The following is a 22,459-nucleotide window of genomic DNA, read 5'->3' as shown; positions in this document are numbered from 1 at the left end:
GGGCCGAAAGCAGCCGTTTTACGGATCCGGGGTTTCCAACGTCGACAACAACTCAGCGAGCCGGTCATCCAGCGATGCCAGCGCATCAGGCCTGATCAGCGCCAGGATTTCCCGTTCGTTCTCAAGGTGCGCCTCTACTGCGCGATCAATCAGATCAAGCCCTGCAGCGGTCAGCTGGACCAGCATACTGCGTGCGTCGTTGCGGTTCGGTATGCGCTCAACCCAACCGGCAGCCTCCAGCCGCTGAAGCCTGTGGGTCATCGTACCGGAAGTGATCATCAATGCTGCAAACAGCACTGTCGGCGCCAGACAGTATGGGGCTCCAGAACGTCTCAGCGTGGCCAGCACATCGAACTCCCAATTAGTCATTCCAAATTCCGAGAACTTCTTGTCCAGTTTGCGCTGTAGTAGCGCTGCACAACGCTTGAGGCGCCCGATAGGACCCATCGGACTGATCTCCAGATCCGGGCGCTCACGGCGCCATTGTTCAAGGATGGCATCCACCGAGTCAGGCGGTCGCTTGCTTCTTATTGCAGTTCCCATTTGTCTTGACCTCAAGATAAAAAACCGTCAAACTTCGATTTTATCTTGAATTGAAGATTGTTTCATGCCCAGTCCATCACACCGCCCAGTCTGGGGTGACAGCATCCTGACCGCCTTGGCGCCTGCTATCTGGGGTTCGACCTATATCGTTACCTCGGAGCTGCTCCCTCCAGATCGTCCGTTTACCGCTGCTTTGATCAGGACATTGCCCGTTGGTTTACTGCTCGTCTTGTTCATGCGGCATCTGCCGGCGGGGCGCGAGTGGGGCCGCCTGGTCGTACTGTCAGCGTTGAACATCGGGTTTTTTCAGGGGCTGTTGTTCGTGGCGGCGTATCGCCTGCCTGGAGGTCTGGCAGCGGTAGTGGGCGCGATCCAGCCACTGCTGGTCATGGCGTTGATATGGGCTGTAGATCATCGCAAGCCTGTCAAATTGGCAATGTGGGCCAGCATGCTGGGCGTTGTGGGCATGGCGCTCCTGCTGCTGTCTCCGAGCACCATTTGGGAGCCGATCGGCATTGCGGCTGCGTTGGCTGGAGCCGCATGCATGGCTGCCGGGATCTATCTGACACGCCGCTGGCGAATGGACATGCCAGTGCTTGCCCTGACCGGCTGGCAACTGCTGGTGGGTGGTTTGATGTTGGCGCCTGTCGCCATGATCGCGGATGCGCCACTGCCAACATTAAACCTTACACACGTACTGGCGTATGCCTATCTATCCATTGCAGGCGCACTGTTTGCCTATGTGCTGTGGTTTCGTGGCATCGCACGATTGTCACCGGTGGCTGTGTTATCGCTGGGATTGCTGAGTCCCTTGACGGCAGTGATTCTCGGCTGGGCACTGTTGGGGCAATCCGTTACGGGCATGTCTCTGGTCGGACTTCTCATGGTGCTCGGCAGCATCCTGGCTGTGCAATGGGCAACAAACCGGCCGACCTGACTAAATTACCGGCATCATTTTCTTAAAACCGTTCAATCAAATTTAATGGGAAGTCCTATGAGTAACCCGATCAAGCAAGCTATTGAGTCGCGTGTTTCGACCAACTACTACGACCCTAACCGACAACTATCCGACGATGACATCACGGTGCTGGTTGACCAAGCCACGCGCGCGCCCTCAGCGTACAACCTCCAGAACTGGAAGTTCATCGCTGTGCGTTCGCCCGAGGCCAAGGCGCGTTTGAAGGCTGTTTCCTACGGGCAGCAGAAGGTCGCCGACGCGTCGGTGACCTTCATCATCTGCGGCACACTGGCTGCTCATGAGCAACTGGGCCAGGCCCTCGCGCCTTCCGCGGAAGCGGGGATCATGGACCAATCGATAGTCGATCGATGGGTCGCCCAAGCCACTCGCACGCACGCCGACAACCCAGAATTACAGCGTGACGAAGCCATCCGCTCTGCATCGCTGGCTGCAATGACATTGATGCTTGCGGCAGAGGGGATGGGGTTGGCCACAGGGGCGATGATTGGCTTCGACTCTGAGGGCGTATCGCGCGAATTCAAACTGACGGCGTCAGAAGTGCCTGCCATCATTGTCACGGTCGGTTATGCGATGTCGGGCAACTGGCCACAGAAGCCTCGCAAACCGTTACGTGAAGTCATCGAGTTCACTTGAGGAGGATCGTAACAGCACCAACAATTGTTCTAAGCAGATTTCAGCTGGACGAGTTGGAGACCTTCCGTTGAGCATGGCTTTTGCCGACATTGTTCCGAAGCGGGTCTTGAGGGACTGGATATGGCAACTATGTATGCGTTGCTTGGCGGCGATTGATTTGGCAGAGGAGCCTGCAATGCGCAAGCTCATAACTGAGCAGCAGCACAGGTGGTCGGCAATACTCCGGATGAATTTGCTGCCTTCATTCGCGCCGACGTTGCGCGTTGGGCCAAAATGACGGCTGAAACTGAAGTCTCAGGCAGGAATGACGTCTGTGCTTAGCGCAACGGCCGACACTGCGCCAGATGCTTCTTCTAGCACAGGCCGAGATCGAATTGAACTTGCAGTGAAGGAAAGAACGTGAGTTATTCCGCACGCACGACGTCACGTATGAGGCTGCGGCCTATTGAAGTCAATTCGACGGATCGCTCGATACATTGGGTCCCATCGATGCCTCGGCTGCAAGCCCGATGTCTTTACCGCATGTGTATGTCCCCATTCGCTTCGTGGGACAGTTGCTTATGTCGCAGCCTTGATTAATCTCTAAGTCAAAATCTCTGTTGAGGATTCATAGGCATGGCCTCTTTCTTTTACGGCGATCCAATCGCGCTCTAAATAGTACCAGCGCCACGGTGCGCACGTTGACGTTACGGTGCTGGTGCGTAGGAGCAAGACAGTGTTTTCGCGCACGATTTGAAAGGAATTCAGACCGAGCCTGTTGCTCGCATAAGCTTGATTTCGCTCGCTGTGTAACCCAGCTCGTCAAGTATTTTATCGACATGCTCGCCGACAGCCGGGATGGGGTCCATTCGTGGTTCTAGAGCGTCGACCGCAGGGGGTAGCAGTGCTTCAATGGGCCCTTGGGGAGTTTCTACAGTTCTCCAGCGCTTGCGAGCCTTGAGTTGGGGGTGATCCCAAACGCCCTGCATATCGTTCAACTTGGCATTCGCGATGTTGGCTGTGTCCAGCCGCTCAACAATCTGGTCGAGCGACAGTTCGGCGAAGGCATTAAGAATAATCGACTCCAGAGCCCCGCGATGTTCATGGCGAAGGCTGTTGGTGCAAAAGAGTGGGTTGCTTGCCAATGAAGCGTTCAAGACAACGTGTTCGCAGAAGATCGCCCATTCGCGTTCATTCTGGATGCCAAGAATTACGGTTTCACCGCTTTTGTTGCGAAAAGGTCCGTACGGATAAATCGTCGCATGAGATGCCCCTGACCTGGTAGGGGGCGATGCGCCGTCGTAAGCGTAGTACATCGGAAAACCCATCCATTCAACCATGGATTCAAGCATAGAGACTTCGACTCTAGTGCCCAGTCCCGTGTTCTTGCGTTCAAGTAGCGCGGCCAAAATGCCGCTATAGGCATACATGCCGGCCGAAATATCGGCGATAGAGCAACCGGCTTTGGCCACGTCGTTGTCGTCGCCGGTAACCGAAAGAAAGCCCGATTCGGCCTGTACAAGCAGGTCATACGCCTTGCGCCTTTCATACGGGCCGCCTTCACCGTAACCGGAGATATCACAGACGATGAGGGATGGATGGACACGATGTAAGGTGGCGAAGTCCAAGCCCATGCGGTCACAGGCGCCGGGGGCAAGATTTTGGATAAAAACGTCGGCGCTGGCGAGCAGCTCATTGAGTATGCGCCTCGCGTCGGCCTGTTTCAAATCGAGCGTGAGACTCTCTTTGGAGCGGTTCACCCATGCGAAATGTGAAGCCATTCCTTTGACCCGGGAATCATAAGCGCGCGCAAAGTCACCGGGTCCTGGACGTTCGATTTTTATAACGCGGGCTCCCAGATCGGCTAGTTGCCTTGACGCAAAAGGTGCTGCAATAGCTTGTTCGAGAGAAACAACTGTAATTCCGGCAAGGGGTAATGGCATATCGGTATAGATTTGAAGATTTAGAAGAGGAAGGCGGGCGAGGCCCGCTTCCTTGTGCGCGTATGCTGCCTAGGGATTAAGAATGGCTTTGTACTTTTGTACCTCTTCTTCGTACAAGTCGCGCCCATGGGCATCATTCGTTACTAGCAGCGGGAAGTTTTCGATTTCCAGGCGTTGAATCGCCTCGGTTTTCAGATCTTCGTACGCGACGACTGTCGCACTTTTGATGCACGCGAATAACGTCGCCGAGATGCCGCCGATCGCTGAAAAGCATACTGTGCCATTGTCCTGACAGGACTGGCGCATGGATGTTCCGCGATCGCCTTTACCGATGGCCGCTTTCACGCCGTATTCGAAAAGGGCCGGTGCATAGGGATCCATGCGGTATGCCGAGGTAGGCGCTACGACCCCGATGGCATGACCGGGCTTGGTGGGGCCAGGGCCCCCATAAAAGACGACCTGATCGCGCAAGTCGATAGGCAACGGCTTGCCCTCGTTGAGCAAGTCGATCAGTCGCTTATGCGCTGCATCGCGCGCCATGTAGATCGTGCCAGTAAGCAAGACCTCGTCGCCAACATTGAGTTGCTTGATGTCGGCGTCTGTCAAAGGCGTGTTCAGGTGGTAGGTTGCCATATTGCTCACTCCTTAGATGACGGCCGTTTTGCGGCGTGATGCGTGACACTGGATATTTACCGCCACGGGCAGGGCGGTGATATGGCAAGCGTACGTCTCTACGGCCACCCACAATGCGGTACTGATGCCGCCGTAACCTTGAGGGCCGATCCCCGTTTTATTAATCGCTTCCAGAAGCTCACGTTCGAGCTGGGCAATATGCTCGTCTTGATGATGATCACCAATGTCTCGCAAAATGGCTTTCTTGGCGATGTCGGTGACTTTATCGAAGCTACCGCCAATGCCCACACCCACTGTCAATGGAGGGCATGCACTGCCGCCAGCCGCATTGATGGCGTCGAGCACGAATTTTTTAACACCTTCTACCCCTTCACCTGGCAGTAAGAACTTCATCGTGCTCCAGTTTTCACTCCCGCCGCCTTTAGGAAGCACAGTCAGTTCGATTTCTGTTCCTGGCACGATTTCGGTGTGAATGACGGCCGGCGTATTGTCGTTGCTGTTTACGCGAAGTAGGGGATCGGCCACGACGGACTTACGCATGAAACCGTCGGAATAGCCTTTGCGCACGCCGGCGTGAATGGCTTCCTGATAATCGCCCCCAACAATATGTACGTCTTGGCCGACTTTGGCGTAGACGATGGTCAGGCCCGTGTCATGGCAATAGGAAACATTGTTTTCCCGGGCAATCTTGTCGTTCTCGATGAGCTTGATGAGTACGGATTTGCCCAGCGGCGAAATCTCTGACTCGGCTGCACGGTGAAAACCTTGCACGACGTCGTCTGGCAGCTTATGGCAGGCGTCGATGCAAAGCTGCGCGACTTGGTTAATTATCTCGTTGACGTGTATTTCACGCATCGGTCATCCTTGATTTGGTATTAATTAATGAAACATTCGTGCAAATTCTTGTGCCAGGCTCGACTTTTGTTCGAGTCCGAAACCCGGCGCGTCCGACACTTCGACCATGCCATTTTCGACGACGGTGTCGTCGCCAAATCCCCCCAGGGGCTGGAAGATGTTTGGATAGACCTCACACCCACCGAGGCCCAGGCCAGCGACCGCGTGCAGCGCCAATAGCTGGCCACCGTGAGGAAAGGCTTGCGCGCGGCTAAATCCCCGGCTCTCCAACTCACGCAGCATCCGGGCGTACTCAGTGATGCCGTAACTCAAGCCGGAATCCATCTGGAAAATATCTAATTGCGGCCGGGCGCCGCCAAAGAGCACGAGGTTTTTTACGTCTTGATGCGAGAACAGGTTCTCGCCAGTGGCCAGAGGGCCGCTGTAGGCATTGGCGAGCGCACGATTTAACTCAAAGTCCAGCGGGTCGCCCGCTTCTTCAAGCCACATGAGTTTGTACGACTCGAGTCCCCGTGCATAGGCAAGAGCCTGCTCCAGAGAGAGTCGGCCGTTGGCATCGACGGCTAGATTTTCTCCAGCTCCTGCAACGTGTAAGGCAGACTCAATCCGGCGGATGTCCTCGCCGAGCGAGGCGCCGCCGATCTTCATCTTGAATCGGTCGAACCCCTTCGCTTTGTACTGTTCCAGCTCCCGCCGTAGTTGCTTTCCGTCTTCGCCAGGATAGTAGTATCCGCCGGCCGCGTACACGGAGACTTTAGGCGAGAAGCGCGTACCAAAGTGCTTGGCGATGGTGTGGGCGGCTGGTTCATCGAGCAACTTTGCATTCAAATCCCAGACGGCAAGCTCTAAGGCACTCGCCGCTTGTGCCCGATCGCCATGCCCACCTGGCTTCTCGTTCTTTAATACACAGGCAAGCACTTTCTCAGGACTAAAGAGCTTGCCGTCATCCTGAAGCAGACTCTCGGGGGCGGCGCCCATAAGGCGCGGAATCATCCGATCCCGAAGAATCCCGCTCTGCGCGTAACGGCCTATCGAATTGAACGAGAGCCCCACCACTGGCTTGTTGGCGATGCGGCGATCGGTCACGATAGCCACCAACGAAACCGTATGCTCCGAGAAGTTCACGAAAGCATTGGAGATATTGCTTTCAAGCCGAATCGGCCTTTCAATGATCTGGGTTATTTTCACAGCGAATCCCGCAAAGTTGTTTGGTCAGAGTACTTACTCGATCTTCGCGTCGGCGTCGTCAATCACCTTTTTCCACTTGGCCACTTCGCTGGTCAGGTATTCGCGAAACTCCTCGGGTGTGCGTTCCTTGGCGCGAGTCAGGGCAAGCTCTTCGAAGCGTTTTGTTGTTTCAGGCGAATTAAGAATTTCGATCACATTCTTGTTCAAGGTGTCGACGACTTCCTTTGGAGTGCCTTTAGGCGCCATAAGGCCAAAGAACGCGACCGTGCTGAATTTGGGGTAACCCAGCTCCGCAAGCGTTGGCACGTCGGGCAGGTACTCAGACCGCTCCAAATCGACCACGGCAATTGGCTTGAGTTGACCGGATTTGATTTGGGGAAGGATTGCGGGGAGCGAATCAGAGGTAAAGGGAATGAGCCCACTCATTACCTGGGTTTTGGATTCTGAACTGCCCTTGAAAGGGATGTGAACCATCGGAACTTTCAGTTCCTGTTTAATGAGCTCGACAGTCAGGTGCTGTGTTGAGCCGTTACCCGCAGAGGCGTATGAAATATCTTCGCTACGGGCTTTTTTCAGTAGCCCTTCGACATTATTGATGCCTGATTCTTTGCTTACCGCCAAAATCTGGGGCGTGGCAGCAATGTCGGCAACGGGTTCAAAGTCATTCAGTGGATCGTAATTAAGCGTTGAGTAAAGCGAGGGCGCGATCGCGAAAGGTCCAGTGCTGGTCAGTAAAAGTGTATATCCGTCGTTCTTTCCCCGAGCCGCAAAGCCCGTACCGATACGCCCTCCAGCCCCGCCGCGATTTTCTACGATAAAAGACTGGCCAAGCTTCTTGGTTAACTGCTCGCCAACGGTACGAGCGATGATATCGCCCGTTTGCCCCGCAGGGAAGGGAACCATGATGGTCACGGGTCGATCGGGATATGCAGCGAAAACCGACGCTGACAACGTTAAGGCGGCGATACCCCCAACTATTAGCTTATTAAACATAATTTCTCTCCACTGACTCAGAGGCCTAACCGGCCATGTTATTGGTTACTACCATTGAATGGTACGGACTATAATAACCGATATCGCGGAGTCTTCAACTTCGCATTTTGTGGTGAAATGGTCGGCGTAACTTTTAACAGACGAAACTAACAATGGAAGTTCGCTATACCGAACTGGCTAATGCCATCGTAAAGAACATCACGGAAGGAGACGTTGCGATTGGATCGCAACTGCCTAGCGAGCTCGCAATGGCTCAGCAGTATGGGGTGAGCCGCACAACCATTCGTTCCGCGCTGAATATCGTGGAAGGCTTGGGCTTAATTAGCAGAAAGCGCAGGGCCGGCACGGTCGTCGTTTCCAAAACGACGGCGGATACGTACACAAAGTCACTTCACAACATCGAGGATCTGGTTCACTACGCGAGCCAGACTGAACGCAAGGTGATGAGCATTGCGGACGTAGTGGCTGATGCGTCACTTGCCGCGGCGCTGGAATGTAAGCCGGGACAGCACTGGCTGAAGATCCAGATGCTGCGTACAGAGAAGACCGATGATCATTCGCCTGTATGCTGGACGGATGCTTACCTGGAGCCCAAAATCGGCTATCAAGTGCTGTCGCTGATCAAAGATGGCTCAGGGCTCCTAAGCAACATCATCGAGAAGCAAACGGGCACGAGCGTATTCGATGTAAAGCAGGAGATCGGCGCGACGGCCATATCGGAGACGATTGCAGCGCAGCTGCGCACCGAGGCGCACGCACCGGTGCTAGAAATCACGCGGCATTATCTTGACCGTGCCAAGCAGGCATTCTTGATTACGGTGAACACCTACCCGCCCGACAAGTTTAAGTTCACCTTCTGGATGCACAGAGCCAAGGCTGTAACACTGTAGTCAGTATTGGCGTCATGAGTAATATCACATCTCCTAGTTCGGCATTGGTCGAATATGGATTAATTGGCCCCCACACATTATCCGGCACGTGGTAGTCATTCGGTTTTTTCTAAGGAATTGAGCCCGTACCTAGCCCAGGTTGCTTCTGTACTGTGCAAGCAAGCAAAGTGCGTGCGGGTCAATCAAGAGTCGCTGCGCAAAAATGCGGGCGGCTCGAGACATACGCTGACGAACGTACTCGGCGGCGCGTCTGATTACAAAATCACGACATTACTCGCCATTACGGAACGCCTAGGTCTAGAACTGCTCCTCCTCCGTAAAGTGCCGCCGTAGGCTTAGCCGTTTGCAGGGAGACGAGCGCTCAGCCCGTCGTTAAAACTGTGGTCGCAGAGGTTCTAGAGCGCTTGCGTCTTTAGAGGCCAGGGTCGGGGTCATGAAAGCAGCAGGAAGCTAGCGTGTGGTTGCAAAAAGGACATCTAAGTCGTTCCGATGTTCAGACTCAGGACTGTGGGAAAGGTCATTAGCGCGCATCTTGCTTCCAAGATATGGCTTGCGTGCCATAGAACCGTTCGGTTTTTTTGGCGGACCCAGCGCTTCAGACACGACGGCAGCCAGAGGATAACGAAGGGGAGAAGAAAAACTGTCGCCTAACTCTATGAACGAGACTGGACCAAAAATAGTTAACACTTATCGCCTCGTGTAGTCGCCAGATGAGCCAGTACCAACTCAAGGCGTCCGGGTATTTTCCAGCGGCGAAAGGCTGCGGTCCGCTCCGTGATAGAAAATCGTCCCGTTAGCGTTCTTTTCCATGAAATGCCGGTTGCCAGCTTCCCTAGTACCGTGTTCGACAGCTCCCGTAGGTCATGGTCAGGGGGCGTGTACCACTTCCCCAGGCTGGCCCCCAGAATGAAATATTGAGCCAAAATAGGACAAGGGGTTAGCTGAATAATCGGCTAACCCCTTGATTTTATTGGTCGGAACGGAAGGATTCGAACCTTCGACCCCTTGCACCCCATGCAAGTGCGCTACCAGGCTGCGCTACGCCCCGAAAACTACAGATCTCGCGACCTTAGTCGTTCACTGTTGGCCAAATGCCGTCTAGTGAAGAACGAAATTCTAGCACAAATTCCGTTTCTATTCAGCTTGTTCAAGCAGATCCCTTAGCCGACCTGAAAGTCGGCCTCTGGGTAGCGGATGCGGCTGCGTTTTTGCGTTGCCAGGCTATACACAAGGGTCAATGGGCCCAACCTTCCGGCGAACATAAGAACCGTTAAAAGCGTTTGGCTGGGCCAGGATAAATGTGGCGTCAAATCACGGCTCAGGCCGGTTGTGCTCAGGGCGGCCACTACCTCGAACAGGATGCTGATAAATGGAATATCTTCGAATATCGTCATAAGCAATACGCCACCAAAAGCAAGCGCAGTGGTAACGAGCAAAAGGGCAAGGGACTTTTGGACCGTCTCCGGGGAGATTGAGCGCTTGAACAGTACGACCTCTTTCTTATGAAAGATATAGGAATACACCGCTGCCAGGAGCACGATGAAGGTACCAATCTTGATGCCGCTGGCCGTGCTTAACGAGCCCCCGCCTATAAACATTAATAGTATGACGACAAGCGTGGAGCTGTCTCGCAACTGGGTGATGTCTATGGTCGTGAAACCTGCCGTGCGCGATGTCACACTTTGCATCCATGCCGCTAAAGCCTGTCCTTGTATAGAGAGTGCGCCCAGCGTGTTGGCGTTGGTGAATTCCATAGCCCAGATGGCAAAGAAGCCCGCCAGGTTTAGGACCAGAGTACTTAACAGTATGAGCTTGGTGTAGGGTAGTAGCCTGGACCATGCTTTCTTATGGCGGACATCACCTAGCACCGTAAATCCTATCCCCCCCAGAATGATCAGTGAGGATATAACGATAATGGTGACAGGGTCGTCCACAAACTTTGCAAGACTGGAGGGGAAAAGTGAAAATCCTGCATTATTGAAGGCGGCGATGGCATGAAAAATCGCACGGTACAACGCCGTGATGAAGGGATAGTCGCCCCACCACCATAACGTCAGGATGACAGCGGCGATGGCTTCTATCGCCAGTGACGTCCTGAAAACAAGAAAAGCATTATGCTGAATCTTCGACACGCTCGTCTGGTTTAAGGCTTCGAGCGCCAGTGCCTGATGCGTCAGACTCATCCGTCTACCCAGAGTAATAGCGGAGACGACAGCAAAAGTGACAAACCCCAGTCCGCCTAACTGAACTAGCGTTATCAACGTGATTTGCCCGAAAGGGGTGAGCACTGTCGCCGGATCGATCACAGCAAGCCCCGTTACGGTGACCGCAGAGGTTGCCATGAAAAAAGCGTTGAATAAGCTTATTGGCTGGTGCGTAGCCGCTGGGATCGAGAGCAGGGCAGTACCCAACACAATTAATCCTAAAAAACCAGCTGCCAGTACCACTGGCGGGCTGGCTCGCAGCAGTCCTGTTCGTTTAATTCGCTTATAGGACTGATAGGTATATAGGGGGTGCCAGTTACGCATGGCTACATCAGTTTGGGAGCAATAGTTTTTAACGTGCTCAGCTGTCCCAACATAACGAGAACATCTTTGGCGTGGAGAATAAAATCGGGGGTAGGGTGGACCGTGATGACTGTCTTTCGCTTAATCAACAACACGTGAATGGTGTCCGGCTGGTTCTTCAGAATTTCGCCGAGGGGCACGCCATTCAAATGTTCGTTCACGTCAATTTCAACAACGAATTCCCCATTGCCGAGCGAGATGTAATCGTTAACCATGGGGTAACTGAGCGCCTGTGCTATCCGTATACCCATCTCCTCCTCAGGATGCACGATTCGTGTGACCCCTAACTTGCTCAGTATCAGATGTTGAGCATGTGAAGACGCCTTCACCCAAACAGTTTGGACACCCAGCGACTTCAGGTGAACCACGCATAACAGACTGGCCTGGAGGTCTTCACCTATGGCCACCAGCACAACGTCGTAGTGATCAAGACCTAGCTCGTCCAGGGTCGCACGGTCGGTTACGTCGGCAATTACGGCATGAGTCAATTCATCTGCAAGCTTTTTTATTATTTTGGTATCCGTGTCTACGCCCAACACGGAGTGTCCCATTTTCATAAGCTCTAACGAAGCTGCCGAACCGAAACGGCCGAGTCCGATTACAGCGAATTGTCCCATTTACGCTCCTTCGGTTGTGCATTCGCGGCGGCGCAATTAATGCCATCGCCGAATGGTAGCTTACCGCAAATTCTGGTAAAAACCCTTACGGAATTTCGTTTATGTGGGCAGACTCTGTAGTTTTCGTGCAGACTAATGTATTAGGTCCAACCTCGTTTTGAATAGTGGTACTAAATATGGCTAGTTTGTTCGACCCCATTCAACTGGGTGCAGTCGCATTAAGCAATCGGATTGTAATGGCACCGTTGACGCGCACACGCTCAACGAAAAGTCGAGTTCCCAGTGATCTGATGCGTACCTATTACTGCCAGAGGGCAACAGCTGGCCTTATTCTTTCAGAAGCAACATCGGTCTCGCCTCAAGGTGTCGGTTATCCTAATACACCAGGAATCTGGAATAGCGCTCAAGTAGAAGGCTGGCGGACCATAACCCAAGCGGTGCATGCCAAAGGCGGCAAGATTTTTCTGCAGCTTTGGCACGTAGGGCGGGTGTCGGACCCAGAATATCTCAATGGCGAGATGCCCGTGGCGCCAAGTGCTATTGCTTGCGAGGGGCATGTCAGCCTTCTGCGACCTATCCGGGGTTACGTTGTCCCGCGCGCCCTGCATACAGAGGAAATTCCGGGCATTGTGGCGGATTTTGCCGAAGCAGCCCGGAATGCTCGTGAAGCCGGCTTTGACGGGGTTGAGGTCCATGCTGGAAACGGTTATCTGATAGATCAGTTTCTGCAAAGCAGTACAAATAAACGAAACGATCAATACGGCGGTTCGGTCGAGAATCGCGCTCGCTTTCTACTTGATATAGTGGACGAATGCACGGGGATCTGGGGGGCTGGCCGCGTCGGCGTGCATCTGTCGCCGCGTGGCGGCGCCCACTCCATGTCAGATTCTGACCCTCGTGCTCTTTTCGGCCATGTCGCTCTCGAACTTGGTCGTCGTGGCATCGCTTTTCTGTTTATAAGGGAAGCGTCGGGCAAGGATGGCATTACTGCCGACATGAAGAGCGCGTTCGGCGGTCCCGTGATCTTGAACGAACAGTACGATGGTGCAATGGCCGAGCAGGTCGTCTCGAGCGGTGAGGCTGACGCCGTGGCATTCGGCAAGGCGTTTATAGCGAATCCAGACCTCGTGGCGCGTTTGCGTGCCGGCGCAGAACTCGCTGCCTGGGATGCCAATACGTTCTATGCCGACGGGCCGAAAGGTTATATTGATTATCCCGTCATGAATGCTGAAAATCTTGTAGTAGGCGAAGTTTGCCCTTGATCGATACGGTATATCGATAGAAAATTGCCAGCATTTTCAAGCGGCATGCTAAGTTTAGGTGTGCAGCGAGATATTGGACTCGGTGGTTCGTTGATCATGCTCATTCAACGGCCCGAAATGGCCAAAAGGAGGCAAGGTGAAAGCCTTAGTTATCGGTATTGGCACCGCGACGTTCCTGTCAGGCTGTACCTTGGGCATACAGCCGCAAGGCAACTCGCCTAGCATCTCGTACACCGTTCCGCGTAGTTATCAAATTGTTTACCTGCGGGCTCAGAATCAGGCAAGCGAATGCCTGCGTGGTAAAAAACAATACGATGTTTATGCGCAGGTCGACCCGGTTCTGCAAACGGCGCTTGTGGCGGTACGCGGTCCGATGGAAAGCATTGAAGTTGCACGGACGGAAATAAAGGCGGTAGACGCCCGCCATACTGAAGTGACCCATGCCGTTTGGGGCCGTAGCCCTTGGGATAACAAAGCCTTGAATGCCATGCGTGAGTCGATACGCATGGATACCTCGGTTTGCATGGTGTACAAGTAAGGCCAGCTTACCAGGCCTTACATCAGGCGCGCTTTGACCTGGGCTGAGACCGCCGACATATCCGCCCGGCCGGCAAGTGCTGCTTTAACTAGAGCCATGACTTTTCCCATTGCCGGCCCGCCTGTGATTCCTTGACCGCTCACATCTTCGATCGCTGCGGCAATTGCTGCTTCAACTTCTTCGTGAGTTGCCGCCTGAGGCAGGAACTCTTGCAAAACGACGAGTTCCGCCTTTTCGTGTTCGGCGGTTTCAACGCGTCCGGCTTGTTCGAAAGCGGCGATTGATTCGCGGCGTTGCTTGACCTGTTTTTCGATGATGGCTGTGACTTCCCCGTCGTTAAGGTCGCGACGCTCATCAACTTCTTTCTGTTGTATGGCGGCCAAAAGAAAGCGTAGCGTCGCTAGACGCGGGGCGTCTTTGGCGCGCATTGCCGCTTTAACGGCATCGGAAAGTTGTGGCTTGAGCGTATTGCTCATGATGAAATCCTGAAAAATAATTTTATTTTAGCGCAGTGCATAAATAGCGGGCGCGCGATGAATGCAACGGTACCCGCCAAGCACCGAGTGCAGAAAAGATTGCGGCGCAGTTGCAGATGCGTATCCCGTGCCATCTGGCGTACAATTTTCTAGATTCCTGCCGAATTTTTCATCTATATTTATTGTTATGGTCATGAATCCCACACATCCACAGCCATTTGTCTTCGTACCCAAACACGGTGCGCCTCGTCTATTGTTTGTCTTGCTGCACGGGGAATCAGCCACTCCCGAGCAGTTATTTCCTTTAGCTGAAGCGATCAAACATGCATTTCCCTTCGCGGTGGTCGTGCTGCCCTATGGCTCTGTGAGCGTTCAAAGCGCTCCATCTGACGATAAGCGCGCGGCATCTTTGGGATACCACTGGGTGAACCCTGAAGATCTTGCCTCGCATAACTATTCGTCGCGGATGTACGAGGCATTGCCCGATCTGATTGGGCAAATACAACAATTGCAGATTCAATACGATTTATCGGGCGAGCAGACTGCCTTGGCGGGGTTCTCGCAAGGTGCCTCTATGGCGTTGGAAGCCAGTTTGGCGCAACCCGATATTGCCGGACGCGTTCTGGCATTCTCGGGCTTGTATGCCTCAATGCCTGACAAAGCGGCGCCGGCCTCTCTGCTGCATTTCTTCCACGGATCTGCCGATCAGGACGTTCCCACGGGACAGGTCGAAGCTACGGTGGTTCGTATAAGCGAATTACAGGGTGATGCCACGCTTGACGTAGCGTCGGCCGTGGGACACGAACTTCATCGGGCCTTAATTAAACAAGCGATTGTTCGTCTGCAAACCTGTGTGCCCTTGCGCAGTTGGGAAGAGGCCATAACGTCTTTACAACAGATTGCCAGCGACAAAGAACCGCTTTCGCCGCCGGATTGTAATCAGTCCGCGAACGGCACTGCGAAACGAACGCTACATTAATTGGGGTCAGACGCGCTGCGGTTCCATTGGAATGTCAGGCGCTTGCTGCCTGATGCTCCTGTGGTTACCGTGCGCGACTGTGTCTCGCCCCGATAGGTGGCAAATACCTGATAGGTACCGGGGCTTAACCGGATGAGAAGGAAAGGTCCTTCAGACGCCATATTCAGGACATTGGCATCGTTTTCGTTGCGTATGACGAGCTGCACGTCACTCGCGTAAGCCGCTTTGCTATTGACCTTGCTGGCGAAGGCGAGTGCGACGTTTGCAGTATTCTAACGTGCTAGACGTCTACCTACCGTTGGGTCTTTCGATTGAAAAGGGCCAGTCGTGGCGTTCTGTCGCGGACCCCGAAGCGTTATAGCTGGTCTCACTAAAAATTGCGCGGCCGCTGGCATGGACGGCGATAACGGTTGAGCACCGGGTGCCGTACTCAGGGCTGATAATAAAGGGGCTGCTTAGCAAGCGCTCGCGCTCGAGCGTCAATCCCGTAACGGGCAACGCATGATCTTCAGCTTGCGTATTGTCTTTCAGGGTTTCAAATACGTGCGTCAATGATTGCTCAAGCGTTTCGAGGGGATACAAATCGAGGGCTAGTCTAAGCCGTTCTGCCTTCGGCCAGGGCGTATTCAATAGATGGTTTGAAATAACGTAGCGTCCAGGCCCGAGTGCTTGAGGGCCGTCCTGATCGGTCCGGTTCCCGACGTAGCTGGCCGTCGTTAAATCGCCAACAATGAGGTTAAACCCGTTATACGCGTTGGACGCATCAAATACGTCTTGTGCATATGAATCTGGTTGTTTATCGCTTGTAAGGTATTGGCGTGCAAGATCGCCTCGCGAGGGAGCATCTTTGATAAGCGTTGCGGGATCGCGATAATTCGTCAGTAAGGCATACCGACCTTGCCGGGTGATGCCAAGCCAGGTGCCCTTGCCTTGGCAATCGATGCCGGCTATTACATCGGGATGGTCTTGCCAGGGCGCCGCTGTCAGGCTCGGTCGACTATGGTATTCGTCGCGATTCGCTGCAATGAAAAGCGGCCACTCTTTATGAGCGTTAAGCGCTAAATATGCGATGCACATACGTCAGCGGTTTTACAGCATGGCAACGCTGTTGCTGGCGTTTTCCACTAAGGTGCGGATGCGAACCGCGTCGCCGATACGAGAATATCGTCCCGACGCGTTAAGCAATACAATCGCGACATCGCGGTTATCAATCCGGGTCAGCATAACCAGGCATTCGCCCGCTTCATTAATGAAGCCGGTTTTCGAAACCTTTATGTCCCAGTCGGATTTACCGACTAAACGGTTGGTGTTGTTATATACCAGCTGCCGTCCACGCGCGATCTCGATTTCGTATTTGTCATCGGTAGTGTAGCGATGAATGAGTGGTTGTTTACTGGTAGCTTGCAGGAGCTTGACCAGGTCGCGGGGCGTCGAAACATTTTCGCTCGACAAACCCGTGGGCTCGACGAATCGCGTGCTACGCATTCCCAAGGCGCGTGCCTTATCGTTCATGGCACGTACAAAGGCAGGCATGCCGCCAGGATAGTAGCGACCCAGGGCATGGGCGGCCCGATTTTCCGACGACATCAAGGCTAGATGCAGCATGTCGGCACGGCTCAATTCTGTACCGACCGATAAGCGGGATCGCGAATAGCGTACCCGATCGACATCGGCGTCGGTAATTTGCATCATTTGGTTTAAGGGAAGGCCCGAATCGGCTACGACCAAAGCTGTCATCAACTTGGAAATTGAAGCGATAGGGCGGACTTCATCGCTATTCTTGTCATAAAGAATGTCAGAAGTCTCGAGATCTTGGACGAAAGCGACTTCGGAACGCAACATGGCTTGGGTTGTAAGCGGTTCCACCTGGGGCGCATTAGGCTGCACAACGATATCGTCGGCCGGCCCAGTGCGCAATCCAACCTGTACTTTCGCTGCGGCTCCCGCTGCCGCCACGGCACTGCCATAGGCGACAGGACGCAAATTGCGGCGCTGGACGATATGCGTTTTGCGAGAGCTGCCTTTCTTGGCAGTGTTTTTCTTCGCATTAACGACAGTCTTTTGGGTCGACTGTGCGCTAGAATGCGTCGCGGCTTGCGCCTGGATGTTCGCATTGAACATTACTAATACCAGCAATGGAAGCAAAGCCGACAGTGAAAAATGACGCGACGAAGGATTCCAGGCAAGCATAGCTGACGCTTAAAGTATTGTTGATTGATCGGATAGTATCAGAAAATCCGCCGCCATATTAGTAAGTTACAAGATTTTGTTAAGAAAAAGTTTAGGTCGGATGTTTAGACTGAGACTAAGCTGTCGTTATGTACAGCAAAACGGCGCAAGCACATCAAGCGCGGACGGCGGTGTCGAATGTTTTAAACCCGCGGCGTGCCCGGTAAAGCAGGAAGCCGATTATGCTTAAATTTATAAGGTTCCAGGCGATGCCGTTCATGAAAGCGGCACGATAAGAGCCGGTAATGTCGAAGATTGCACCTGACATCCAACCGCCTAAAGCCATACCGAATAAGGTGGCCATGAGGACTGTCCCCACTCGCGCGCCAGCCTGTTCAGGCGCAAAATATTCGCGAACTATTAAGGCGTAGGCGGGAACTATACCTCCTTGGAATAAACCAAAAAGCGCCGATATTACATACAGCGAGACTAAGCCGTTATTGCCCAGGAATAGCAACAAGGCGACACCTTGAAGCACAGAACCGACGAGTAAGGTGCGTAGCCCGCCAATGTGGTCAGACAGCCATCCCGACACTAACCGGCTTACGATTCCCAGACCCAGCATAAGCGATAGCATTTCTGCGCCTCTGGCAGCACCAAATCCCAGATCGCCACAATAGGCCACGATATGCACTTGGGGCATAGCCATGGCCACGCAGCATGCCACACCGGCTATACATAATAGTCCTTGGAGCGCGCCGGGGGTCAGTCCCAGTGGCCGGTTCGGGTCCGACTTTTCAGCCTCAAGCCTGAAGCGGGCGTTGGGCCGGGCGCCTTGCTTGGCGACTACCGCAATCGATGGCGCCTTTCGACGATACACCAAAGCCAAAGGTAACATTGAGATCAAGCAGAAGATGCCGACGCCTATGTACATCTGTCGCCATCCAACAAGATCAATAAAGTTCTGCATTATCGGCGGCCATACGGCACCGGCCAGATAATTTCCGCTCATGCAGATCGCTATGGCGATGCCGCGTCGCCGAGTAAACCACTGTGAGGTATCAGCGACCAGGGGAGCAAACGTTGCCGCAGTGCCTAACAAACCGATCAGTAGTCCTTGCACGAAGACAAACTGCCAGAGGTTTTGGGCCAGACCTGCGAGGATAAATCCGCCGCTAAGGCCCAGTGTCCCTACGATGATCGGCATGATCACCCCAAAGCGATCTGAAAGACGCCCCATAAGGATGCCGCCCAAGCCAAACCCAATCATGGTAAGGGTATACGGAAGCGAGGCCTCTGAGCGGCTGACGTCGAACTCGGCCTGTATCTGTGGCAGCACCACAGTTACCGAATACATGCCGGAACCGCCAATTGTCATAAGCAGGAGCGATACGACCAGGCGCACCCACGCGTAGGGCGATTCATTATTGTCGAGGGGCTGTTCGATGCTAGTCATAGTCGCTACCGGTACGGGCTAGTTGTGGTTGTCTCAGAACGGTGGTTTTCGATCTTATTGTTTTCCATCAGCAGCATACTGCATGCATACGATAGATCGGTAGCTATCGCTTCAACTTTTTGTTCGTCTATGTTGTTCTTCTAGATTCTAGACATCGCTACCCCTGGTTTTCGCTAGATTGCATCCCTGATGCCGCCGCCACTCCCGATGTCAGGCCCACGGCTTGCATCGCACACGCGTATTTCAGGCGGCCGGTCACTTCATCGGCAAAGCTTTATTAGGAAAACTTCCTTTCATAAGGAAAGTTGCCATCCCCGGAGCGCAATATGCGAGTGAAAACGTTTTATCGACTGGTCAAGAACTCTATCGTGGCGTGGCAAGAAGACAATGCTTCAAGCATGGGCGCTGCGATTGCTTTCTATACGGTGTTTTCCATCGCGCCATTGCTTATTATTGTTATTGCCGTGGCAGGGTTCGTATGGGGCGAAGATGCCGTTCAGGGAGAAATCTTCCGTCAGCTAGGCGGGTTAGTGGGCAGCGATGGCGCATCAGGTGTACAGGAGCTAATAAAAAGTGCCAATAAACCTGCCCAAGGCATGACCGCGGGCATAATTAGTGTGATTTTCCTGATAATCGGTTCGACGACTGTATTCGCCGAATTGCAAAGCGCGCTGGATCGGATCTGGCGGGTGCCGAGCAAGCAAGTCTCTGGAATCTGGAACACCGTGCGTGCTCGGCTGCTTTCTTTTGGCCTGGTGTTAGGTCTGGCCTTTCTTTTACTTGTGTCTTTGGTGGTCAGCGCCGCGCTCGCCGTCCTGGGGCAATGGACGGGGGGGCTTTTTCCTGGCTGGGAGATCCTGCTGCAAGTCCTCAATTCACTTGTCTCAGTGTCTATCGCTGCCGTGCTTTTCGCCATGATATATAAATTCATGCCGCAGGCAAAGATTAACTGGCGCGATGTATGGGTGGGGGCAATCGTCACCGCCATACTGTTCGAGATCGGAAAATCACTTATTGCGCTGTACGTGGGCAAGAGTTCCACCATATCTTCGCTAACGGCCGCTGGTTCGGTGGTGGTAGTGCTTATCTGGGTGTATTACGCGGCGCAGGTTTTCTTACTGGGCGCGGAATTTACATGGATCTACGCCAACCATTACGGCTCTCGAGCATCGTCCAATGAGCCAACGGACCGCAATGAACCAACGGACCGCAATGATTCAATGACGCCGCCATAAAATAATGGATTAACGGGATGTAACTGAGCTCGCGGCTGAATCTGGCGAACGGTAAGATCCAAAACTTCTATCCCGAGTTCGGAAGGGCATTATGGCCGGAGGCAGCCTATTAACCTTGTTGGACGATATCGCCAGTGTTCTGGATGATGTCGCATTGATGACCAAGGCCGCCACTAAAAAAACGGCTGGGGTGTTGGGTGACGATATTGCGCTAAATGCGCAGCAAGTGACAGGAGTCGTATCAAACCGCGAACTGCCGGTGGTTTGGGCTGTAGCCAAAGGCTCGTTTGTCAATAAACTAATATTAGTACCGGCCGCGTTGGCAATCAGTGCTTTCATACCCGCCGCTATTACGCCGTTGTTGATGGTTGGTGGCCTATACCTTTGCTACGAAGGGGTAGAAAAAGTCGTTCATAGTTTATTTCGCCCGAACGATGTGGCACATCTGGATGTTCCACCTAAGCTGTCGACAGCCGCTGGCGCAGTCGCGGCGCCGGTAGCCGGAGCTGAGGCAAGCGATGTGCCGACTAGCCCGACGCCTGAGCAGGTCAAGATACAAGCGGCTATCAGGACAGACTTTATCCTCTCGGCAGAAATCATAGCGATTACTTTGGGTACTGTGGCGGCGGTCAGTTTCGTCTCACAGGCAATAGTGGTCTCGACGGTTGCGATCATAATGACCGTAGGTGTCTATGGCCTGGTAGCAGGGATTGTGAAGCTGGATGATGGTGGACTGTATTTAAGTCAGCGCAGGGGTGACGGCTTTATACCGCGCGTATCGCGCCGGTTGGGTTCGGCGATTTTAACCATGGCGCCATGGCTGATGAAATCGCTTTCCATCGTTGGGACGATAGCCATGTTTCTGGTGGGTGGCAGCATATTGATGCATGGAATCGCAGGTGCTGAAGCGCTTGTTCATGATTACGTTCATATCGACGCCGCGGGTTCACCGGGGCTGTGGAACGTAGCCCTAAACCTGATCGGCCCCAGTTTGGCAAGTGCCATCCTCGGTATTGTCGCCGGAGCCATCACTCTGTTAGTTGTTGCTGGGGTGAAGCGCGTTATTCGTTAGAATTTTGCGCGACAGTTTCCATCGGCTGCGATCTCGAAGAATCTACCGAGTAATCCAGCGTTATCACAACGTTACAGCATAAAGCAGGTGGCAAATTTTGCTACGGGCCCTTGCAGCAAAAGGCGACCCCGTCGGACAAATTAAGTACTCAGCGCAAGACGATTGCTTTCGGTGGTATTCCTGCTACGCTTTGACGCTACCGAGGAGCGATAAATCATGTCAGAACAGCTGATGAAAGAGCGCAAAGATGCGGCGATGGAAAAACGTATCCGGGAAAGCTTTGACCGGCAAGGGTTGATGCGGCATTTGGGTGCTGAAATTACCAGGGTCGAGCCAGGGTTGGTTTACGTTTGTATGCCGTTTCGAGAAGAACTTACACAACAACATGGGTTCTTTCATGCGGGTGCGACGAGTGCTATTGCTGATACGGCAGGGGGATATGCGGGCTTTACCTTGTTTCCGCTCGATAGCTCGGTTCTTACGGTTGAATTCAAGATCAATTTGGTGTCGCCGGCTGAAGGCGACTATCTAGAGGCGGTGGGCAAAGTCGTTCGCTCGGGACGCACGTTGACGATTTGCCAGCTTGAAGTGTTTGGCGTGACGGGTGAGCAAAGGAAATTGGTAGCTCTGGGGCAGCAAACACTTATGTGCATTCATGGCAAGACCGACGAGCAGGCCAGTAAACTTGTTTAGAACCGTAGAGCTGGAAGTTGCCGTCGCGAGCGAGATTGCTATATCTCTGTCTATATATATAGTCACTATATATAGTCGCGCACAAAAAGGAGCGCAATAATGCAGTCGAGATCTACACGGTCGTACACACTTCGTGGGAAGAGCGATACGTCTTACGACGTGTCTGATAAGCGAAAAGGCTTACTTTCTTCCGATTCGACTTCGCAGGCTATTGGAGCTGTGGCGATAGGGGCCCTCGCCGTCGGTGCATTGGCAGTGGGCGCAATAGCAATCGGCCTGCTAAGGATAGGTAAAGTACAAATCAACGTACTAGAGGTCGATAAACTAGTTCTGCGGTCAATAAACAGGAAAAAGTGATGCAGTCCAGGTCGAGCAAAGCAGGGTATCAACGAAGCCTCTCCTGCTTTTTAGCCGGAACCAGCACTTTTGAGATTTATTTTTCAGGGTGCTAGAATAGTTTTACGGATTTATTTCAACGGCTTACGTGTCGTCGAATGTTGCGGGGCAGGCTCGATGGGGCAGTTTGGCACGAACCCGCTTGCACGGCGCTAAAAAGCTGTGCTATAGTTTCGTTCTTCGCCGCACAACGCACTCGGGTTTACCCGGATGTTGGAAGGTAGCGAAGGGCAGGAAAAGAGCTGCGAAGGCAGGGCGGTAAGTGGCAGGTTGGCGGTGCGGTGCGGTCTAGGCCTCCCCCCGGTTTGACAAGCCCCACGAACTCCTTCATAATCTCGTTTCTCTGCAGACACCGCAGGCAGG

At 53.4% G+C, this 22,459-nt stretch carries 22 protein-coding genes and 1 tRNA gene; 9 read left to right on the top strand and 14 right to left on the bottom strand.

All coding sequences use genetic code 11. From position 1 onward, the window contains the following. Window positions 1-18: 18 nt before the first annotated feature. Window positions 19-543, bottom strand: coding sequence for a MarR family winged helix-turn-helix transcriptional regulator (locus EKL30_RS18190; RefSeq protein ID WP_126708671.1), 525 nt, complete (start codon window positions 541-543; stop codon window positions 19-21). Between the two features lie 64 nt (window positions 544-607). Here EKL30_RS18190 and EKL30_RS18185 point away from each other — a divergent pair, with 64 nt between their 5' ends. Then, entirely contained in the window at window positions 608-1,480 is an 873-nt protein-coding gene (locus EKL30_RS18185) for an EamA family transporter (RefSeq protein ID WP_126708670.1), read from the top strand. A gap of 57 nt (window positions 1,481-1,537) precedes the next feature. Next, a complete protein-coding gene (locus tag EKL30_RS18180; protein ID WP_126708669.1) occupies window positions 1,538-2,155 on the top strand; it encodes a nitroreductase family protein in 618 nt (205 codons plus the stop codon). A 743-nt stretch (window positions 2,156-2,898) separates the two neighbouring features. Here EKL30_RS18180 and EKL30_RS18175 read toward each other — a convergent pair. From EKL30_RS18175 to EKL30_RS18155, 5 genes are all read right to left on the bottom strand, one after another. Further along, window positions 2,899-4,077 (bottom strand): CaiB/BaiF CoA-transferase family protein, encoded by a 1,179-nt coding sequence (locus EKL30_RS18175; protein ID WP_126708668.1) that lies wholly within the window; start codon window positions 4,075-4,077, stop codon window positions 2,899-2,901. A gap of 69 nt (window positions 4,078-4,146) precedes the next feature. Then, complete coding sequence (locus EKL30_RS18170) at window positions 4,147-4,710, bottom strand: FumA C-terminus/TtdB family hydratase beta subunit (RefSeq protein WP_126708667.1); 564 nt, start codon at window positions 4,708-4,710, stop codon at window positions 4,147-4,149. Between the two features lie 12 nt (window positions 4,711-4,722). Continuing rightward, complete coding sequence (locus tag EKL30_RS18165) at window positions 4,723-5,565, bottom strand: fumarate hydratase (RefSeq protein WP_126708666.1); 843 nt, start codon at window positions 5,563-5,565, stop codon at window positions 4,723-4,725. 24 nt (window positions 5,566-5,589) lie between these two features. Next, window positions 5,590-6,753, bottom strand: a complete 1,164-nt coding sequence (locus EKL30_RS18160; RefSeq protein WP_126708665.1) for an enolase C-terminal domain-like protein — start codon at window positions 6,751-6,753, stop codon at window positions 5,590-5,592. Window positions 6,754-6,786: 33 nt separating this feature from the next. After that, a complete protein-coding gene (locus tag EKL30_RS18155; RefSeq protein WP_126708664.1) occupies window positions 6,787-7,746 on the bottom strand; it encodes a tripartite tricarboxylate transporter substrate binding protein in 960 nt (319 codons plus the stop codon). Window positions 7,747-7,898: 152 nt separating this feature from the next. Between EKL30_RS18155 and EKL30_RS18150 the strand changes: the two genes are divergently transcribed. Beyond that, window positions 7,899-8,636, top strand: a complete 738-nt coding sequence (locus tag EKL30_RS18150; RefSeq protein ID WP_126708663.1) for a GntR family transcriptional regulator — start codon at window positions 7,899-7,901, stop codon at window positions 8,634-8,636. Window positions 8,637-9,607: 971 nt separating this feature from the next. Here the strand turns inward: EKL30_RS18150 and EKL30_RS18145 are convergent. From EKL30_RS18145 to EKL30_RS18135, 3 genes are all read right to left on the bottom strand, one after another. Next, window positions 9,608-9,684, bottom strand: a tRNA-Pro gene (locus EKL30_RS18145). A gap of 112 nt (window positions 9,685-9,796) precedes the next feature. Continuing rightward, entirely contained in the window at window positions 9,797-11,164 is a 1,368-nt protein-coding gene (locus EKL30_RS18140) for a TrkH family potassium uptake protein (RefSeq protein WP_126708662.1), read from the bottom strand. A gap of 2 nt (window positions 11,165-11,166) precedes the next feature. Further along, window positions 11,167-11,820: a TrkA family potassium uptake protein gene (locus tag EKL30_RS18135; protein WP_126708661.1), complete on the bottom strand. Its 654-nt coding sequence runs from the start codon at window positions 11,818-11,820 to the stop codon at window positions 11,167-11,169. A gap of 176 nt (window positions 11,821-11,996) precedes the next feature. On the opposite strand from EKL30_RS18135, the gene EKL30_RS18130 reads away from it, so the two are divergent. Together EKL30_RS18130 and EKL30_RS18125 are read left to right on the top strand one after the other, a co-directional pair. Next, the gene (locus EKL30_RS18130; protein WP_126708660.1) at window positions 11,997-13,082 is read left to right on the top strand and encodes an alkene reductase; all 1,086 of its coding nucleotides are present in this window, start codon (window positions 11,997-11,999) and stop codon (window positions 13,080-13,082) included. Window positions 13,083-13,218: 136 nt separating this feature from the next. Then, window positions 13,219-13,620, top strand: a complete 402-nt coding sequence (locus tag EKL30_RS18125) for a BPTD_2524 family lipoprotein (RefSeq protein WP_126708659.1) — start codon at window positions 13,219-13,221, stop codon at window positions 13,618-13,620. A 17-nt stretch (window positions 13,621-13,637) separates the two neighbouring features. On the opposite strand, the gene EKL30_RS18120 is transcribed toward EKL30_RS18125, so the two are convergent. Further along, on the bottom strand, window positions 13,638-14,099 hold the full coding sequence (locus EKL30_RS18120; protein WP_126708658.1) for a GatB/YqeY domain-containing protein: 462 nt from the start codon (window positions 14,097-14,099) through the stop codon (window positions 13,638-13,640). A 190-nt stretch (window positions 14,100-14,289) separates the two neighbouring features. Here EKL30_RS18120 and ypfH point away from each other — a divergent pair, with 190 nt between their 5' ends. Then, complete coding sequence (gene ypfH, locus EKL30_RS18115) at window positions 14,290-15,075, top strand: esterase (protein WP_233583247.1); 786 nt, start codon at window positions 14,290-14,292, stop codon at window positions 15,073-15,075. On the opposite strand, the gene EKL30_RS18110 is transcribed toward ypfH, so the two are convergent. The 4 genes from EKL30_RS18110 to EKL30_RS18095 form a co-directional block, all read right to left on the bottom strand. Further along, entirely contained in the window at window positions 15,072-15,281 is a 210-nt protein-coding gene (locus EKL30_RS18110; RefSeq protein ID WP_126708656.1) for a hypothetical protein, read from the bottom strand. The two genes, ypfH and EKL30_RS18110, sit on opposite strands and share 4 nt — an antisense overlap. An 82-nt stretch (window positions 15,282-15,363) precedes the next feature. Continuing rightward, entirely contained in the window at window positions 15,364-16,152 is a 789-nt protein-coding gene (locus EKL30_RS18105) for an NRDE family protein (protein ID WP_126708655.1), read from the bottom strand. Between the two features lie 12 nt (window positions 16,153-16,164). Continuing rightward, the gene (gene pbpG / locus EKL30_RS18100; protein ID WP_233583245.1) at window positions 16,165-17,265 is read right to left on the bottom strand and encodes a D-alanyl-D-alanine endopeptidase; all 1,101 of its coding nucleotides are present in this window, start codon (window positions 17,263-17,265) and stop codon (window positions 16,165-16,167) included. Between the two features lie 154 nt (window positions 17,266-17,419). Further along, entirely contained in the window at window positions 17,420-18,700 is a 1,281-nt protein-coding gene (locus tag EKL30_RS18095; RefSeq protein WP_126708654.1) for an MFS transporter, read from the bottom strand. 326 nt (window positions 18,701-19,026) lie between these two features. Between EKL30_RS18095 and EKL30_RS18090 the strand changes: the two genes are divergently transcribed. From EKL30_RS18090 to EKL30_RS18080, 3 genes are all read left to right on the top strand, one after another. Next, complete coding sequence (locus EKL30_RS18090; protein WP_126708653.1) at window positions 19,027-19,935, top strand: YihY/virulence factor BrkB family protein; 909 nt, start codon at window positions 19,027-19,029, stop codon at window positions 19,933-19,935. 91 nt (window positions 19,936-20,026) lie between these two features. Next, the gene (locus tag EKL30_RS18085) at window positions 20,027-21,007 is read left to right on the top strand and encodes a DUF808 domain-containing protein (RefSeq protein ID WP_126708652.1); all 981 of its coding nucleotides are present in this window, start codon (window positions 20,027-20,029) and stop codon (window positions 21,005-21,007) included. Window positions 21,008-21,223: 216 nt separating this feature from the next. After that, window positions 21,224-21,700 (top strand): PaaI family thioesterase, encoded by a 477-nt coding sequence (locus EKL30_RS18080; RefSeq protein WP_126708651.1) that lies wholly within the window; start codon window positions 21,224-21,226, stop codon window positions 21,698-21,700. Window positions 21,701-22,459: the final 759 nt, after the last annotated feature.

The organism is Candidimonas sp. SYP-B2681 (assembly GCF_003971065.1).
Lineage (GTDB): Bacteria > Pseudomonadota > Gammaproteobacteria > Burkholderiales > Burkholderiaceae_B > Pollutimonas.
This window is presented reverse-complemented; position numbering and strand designations above follow the sequence as displayed.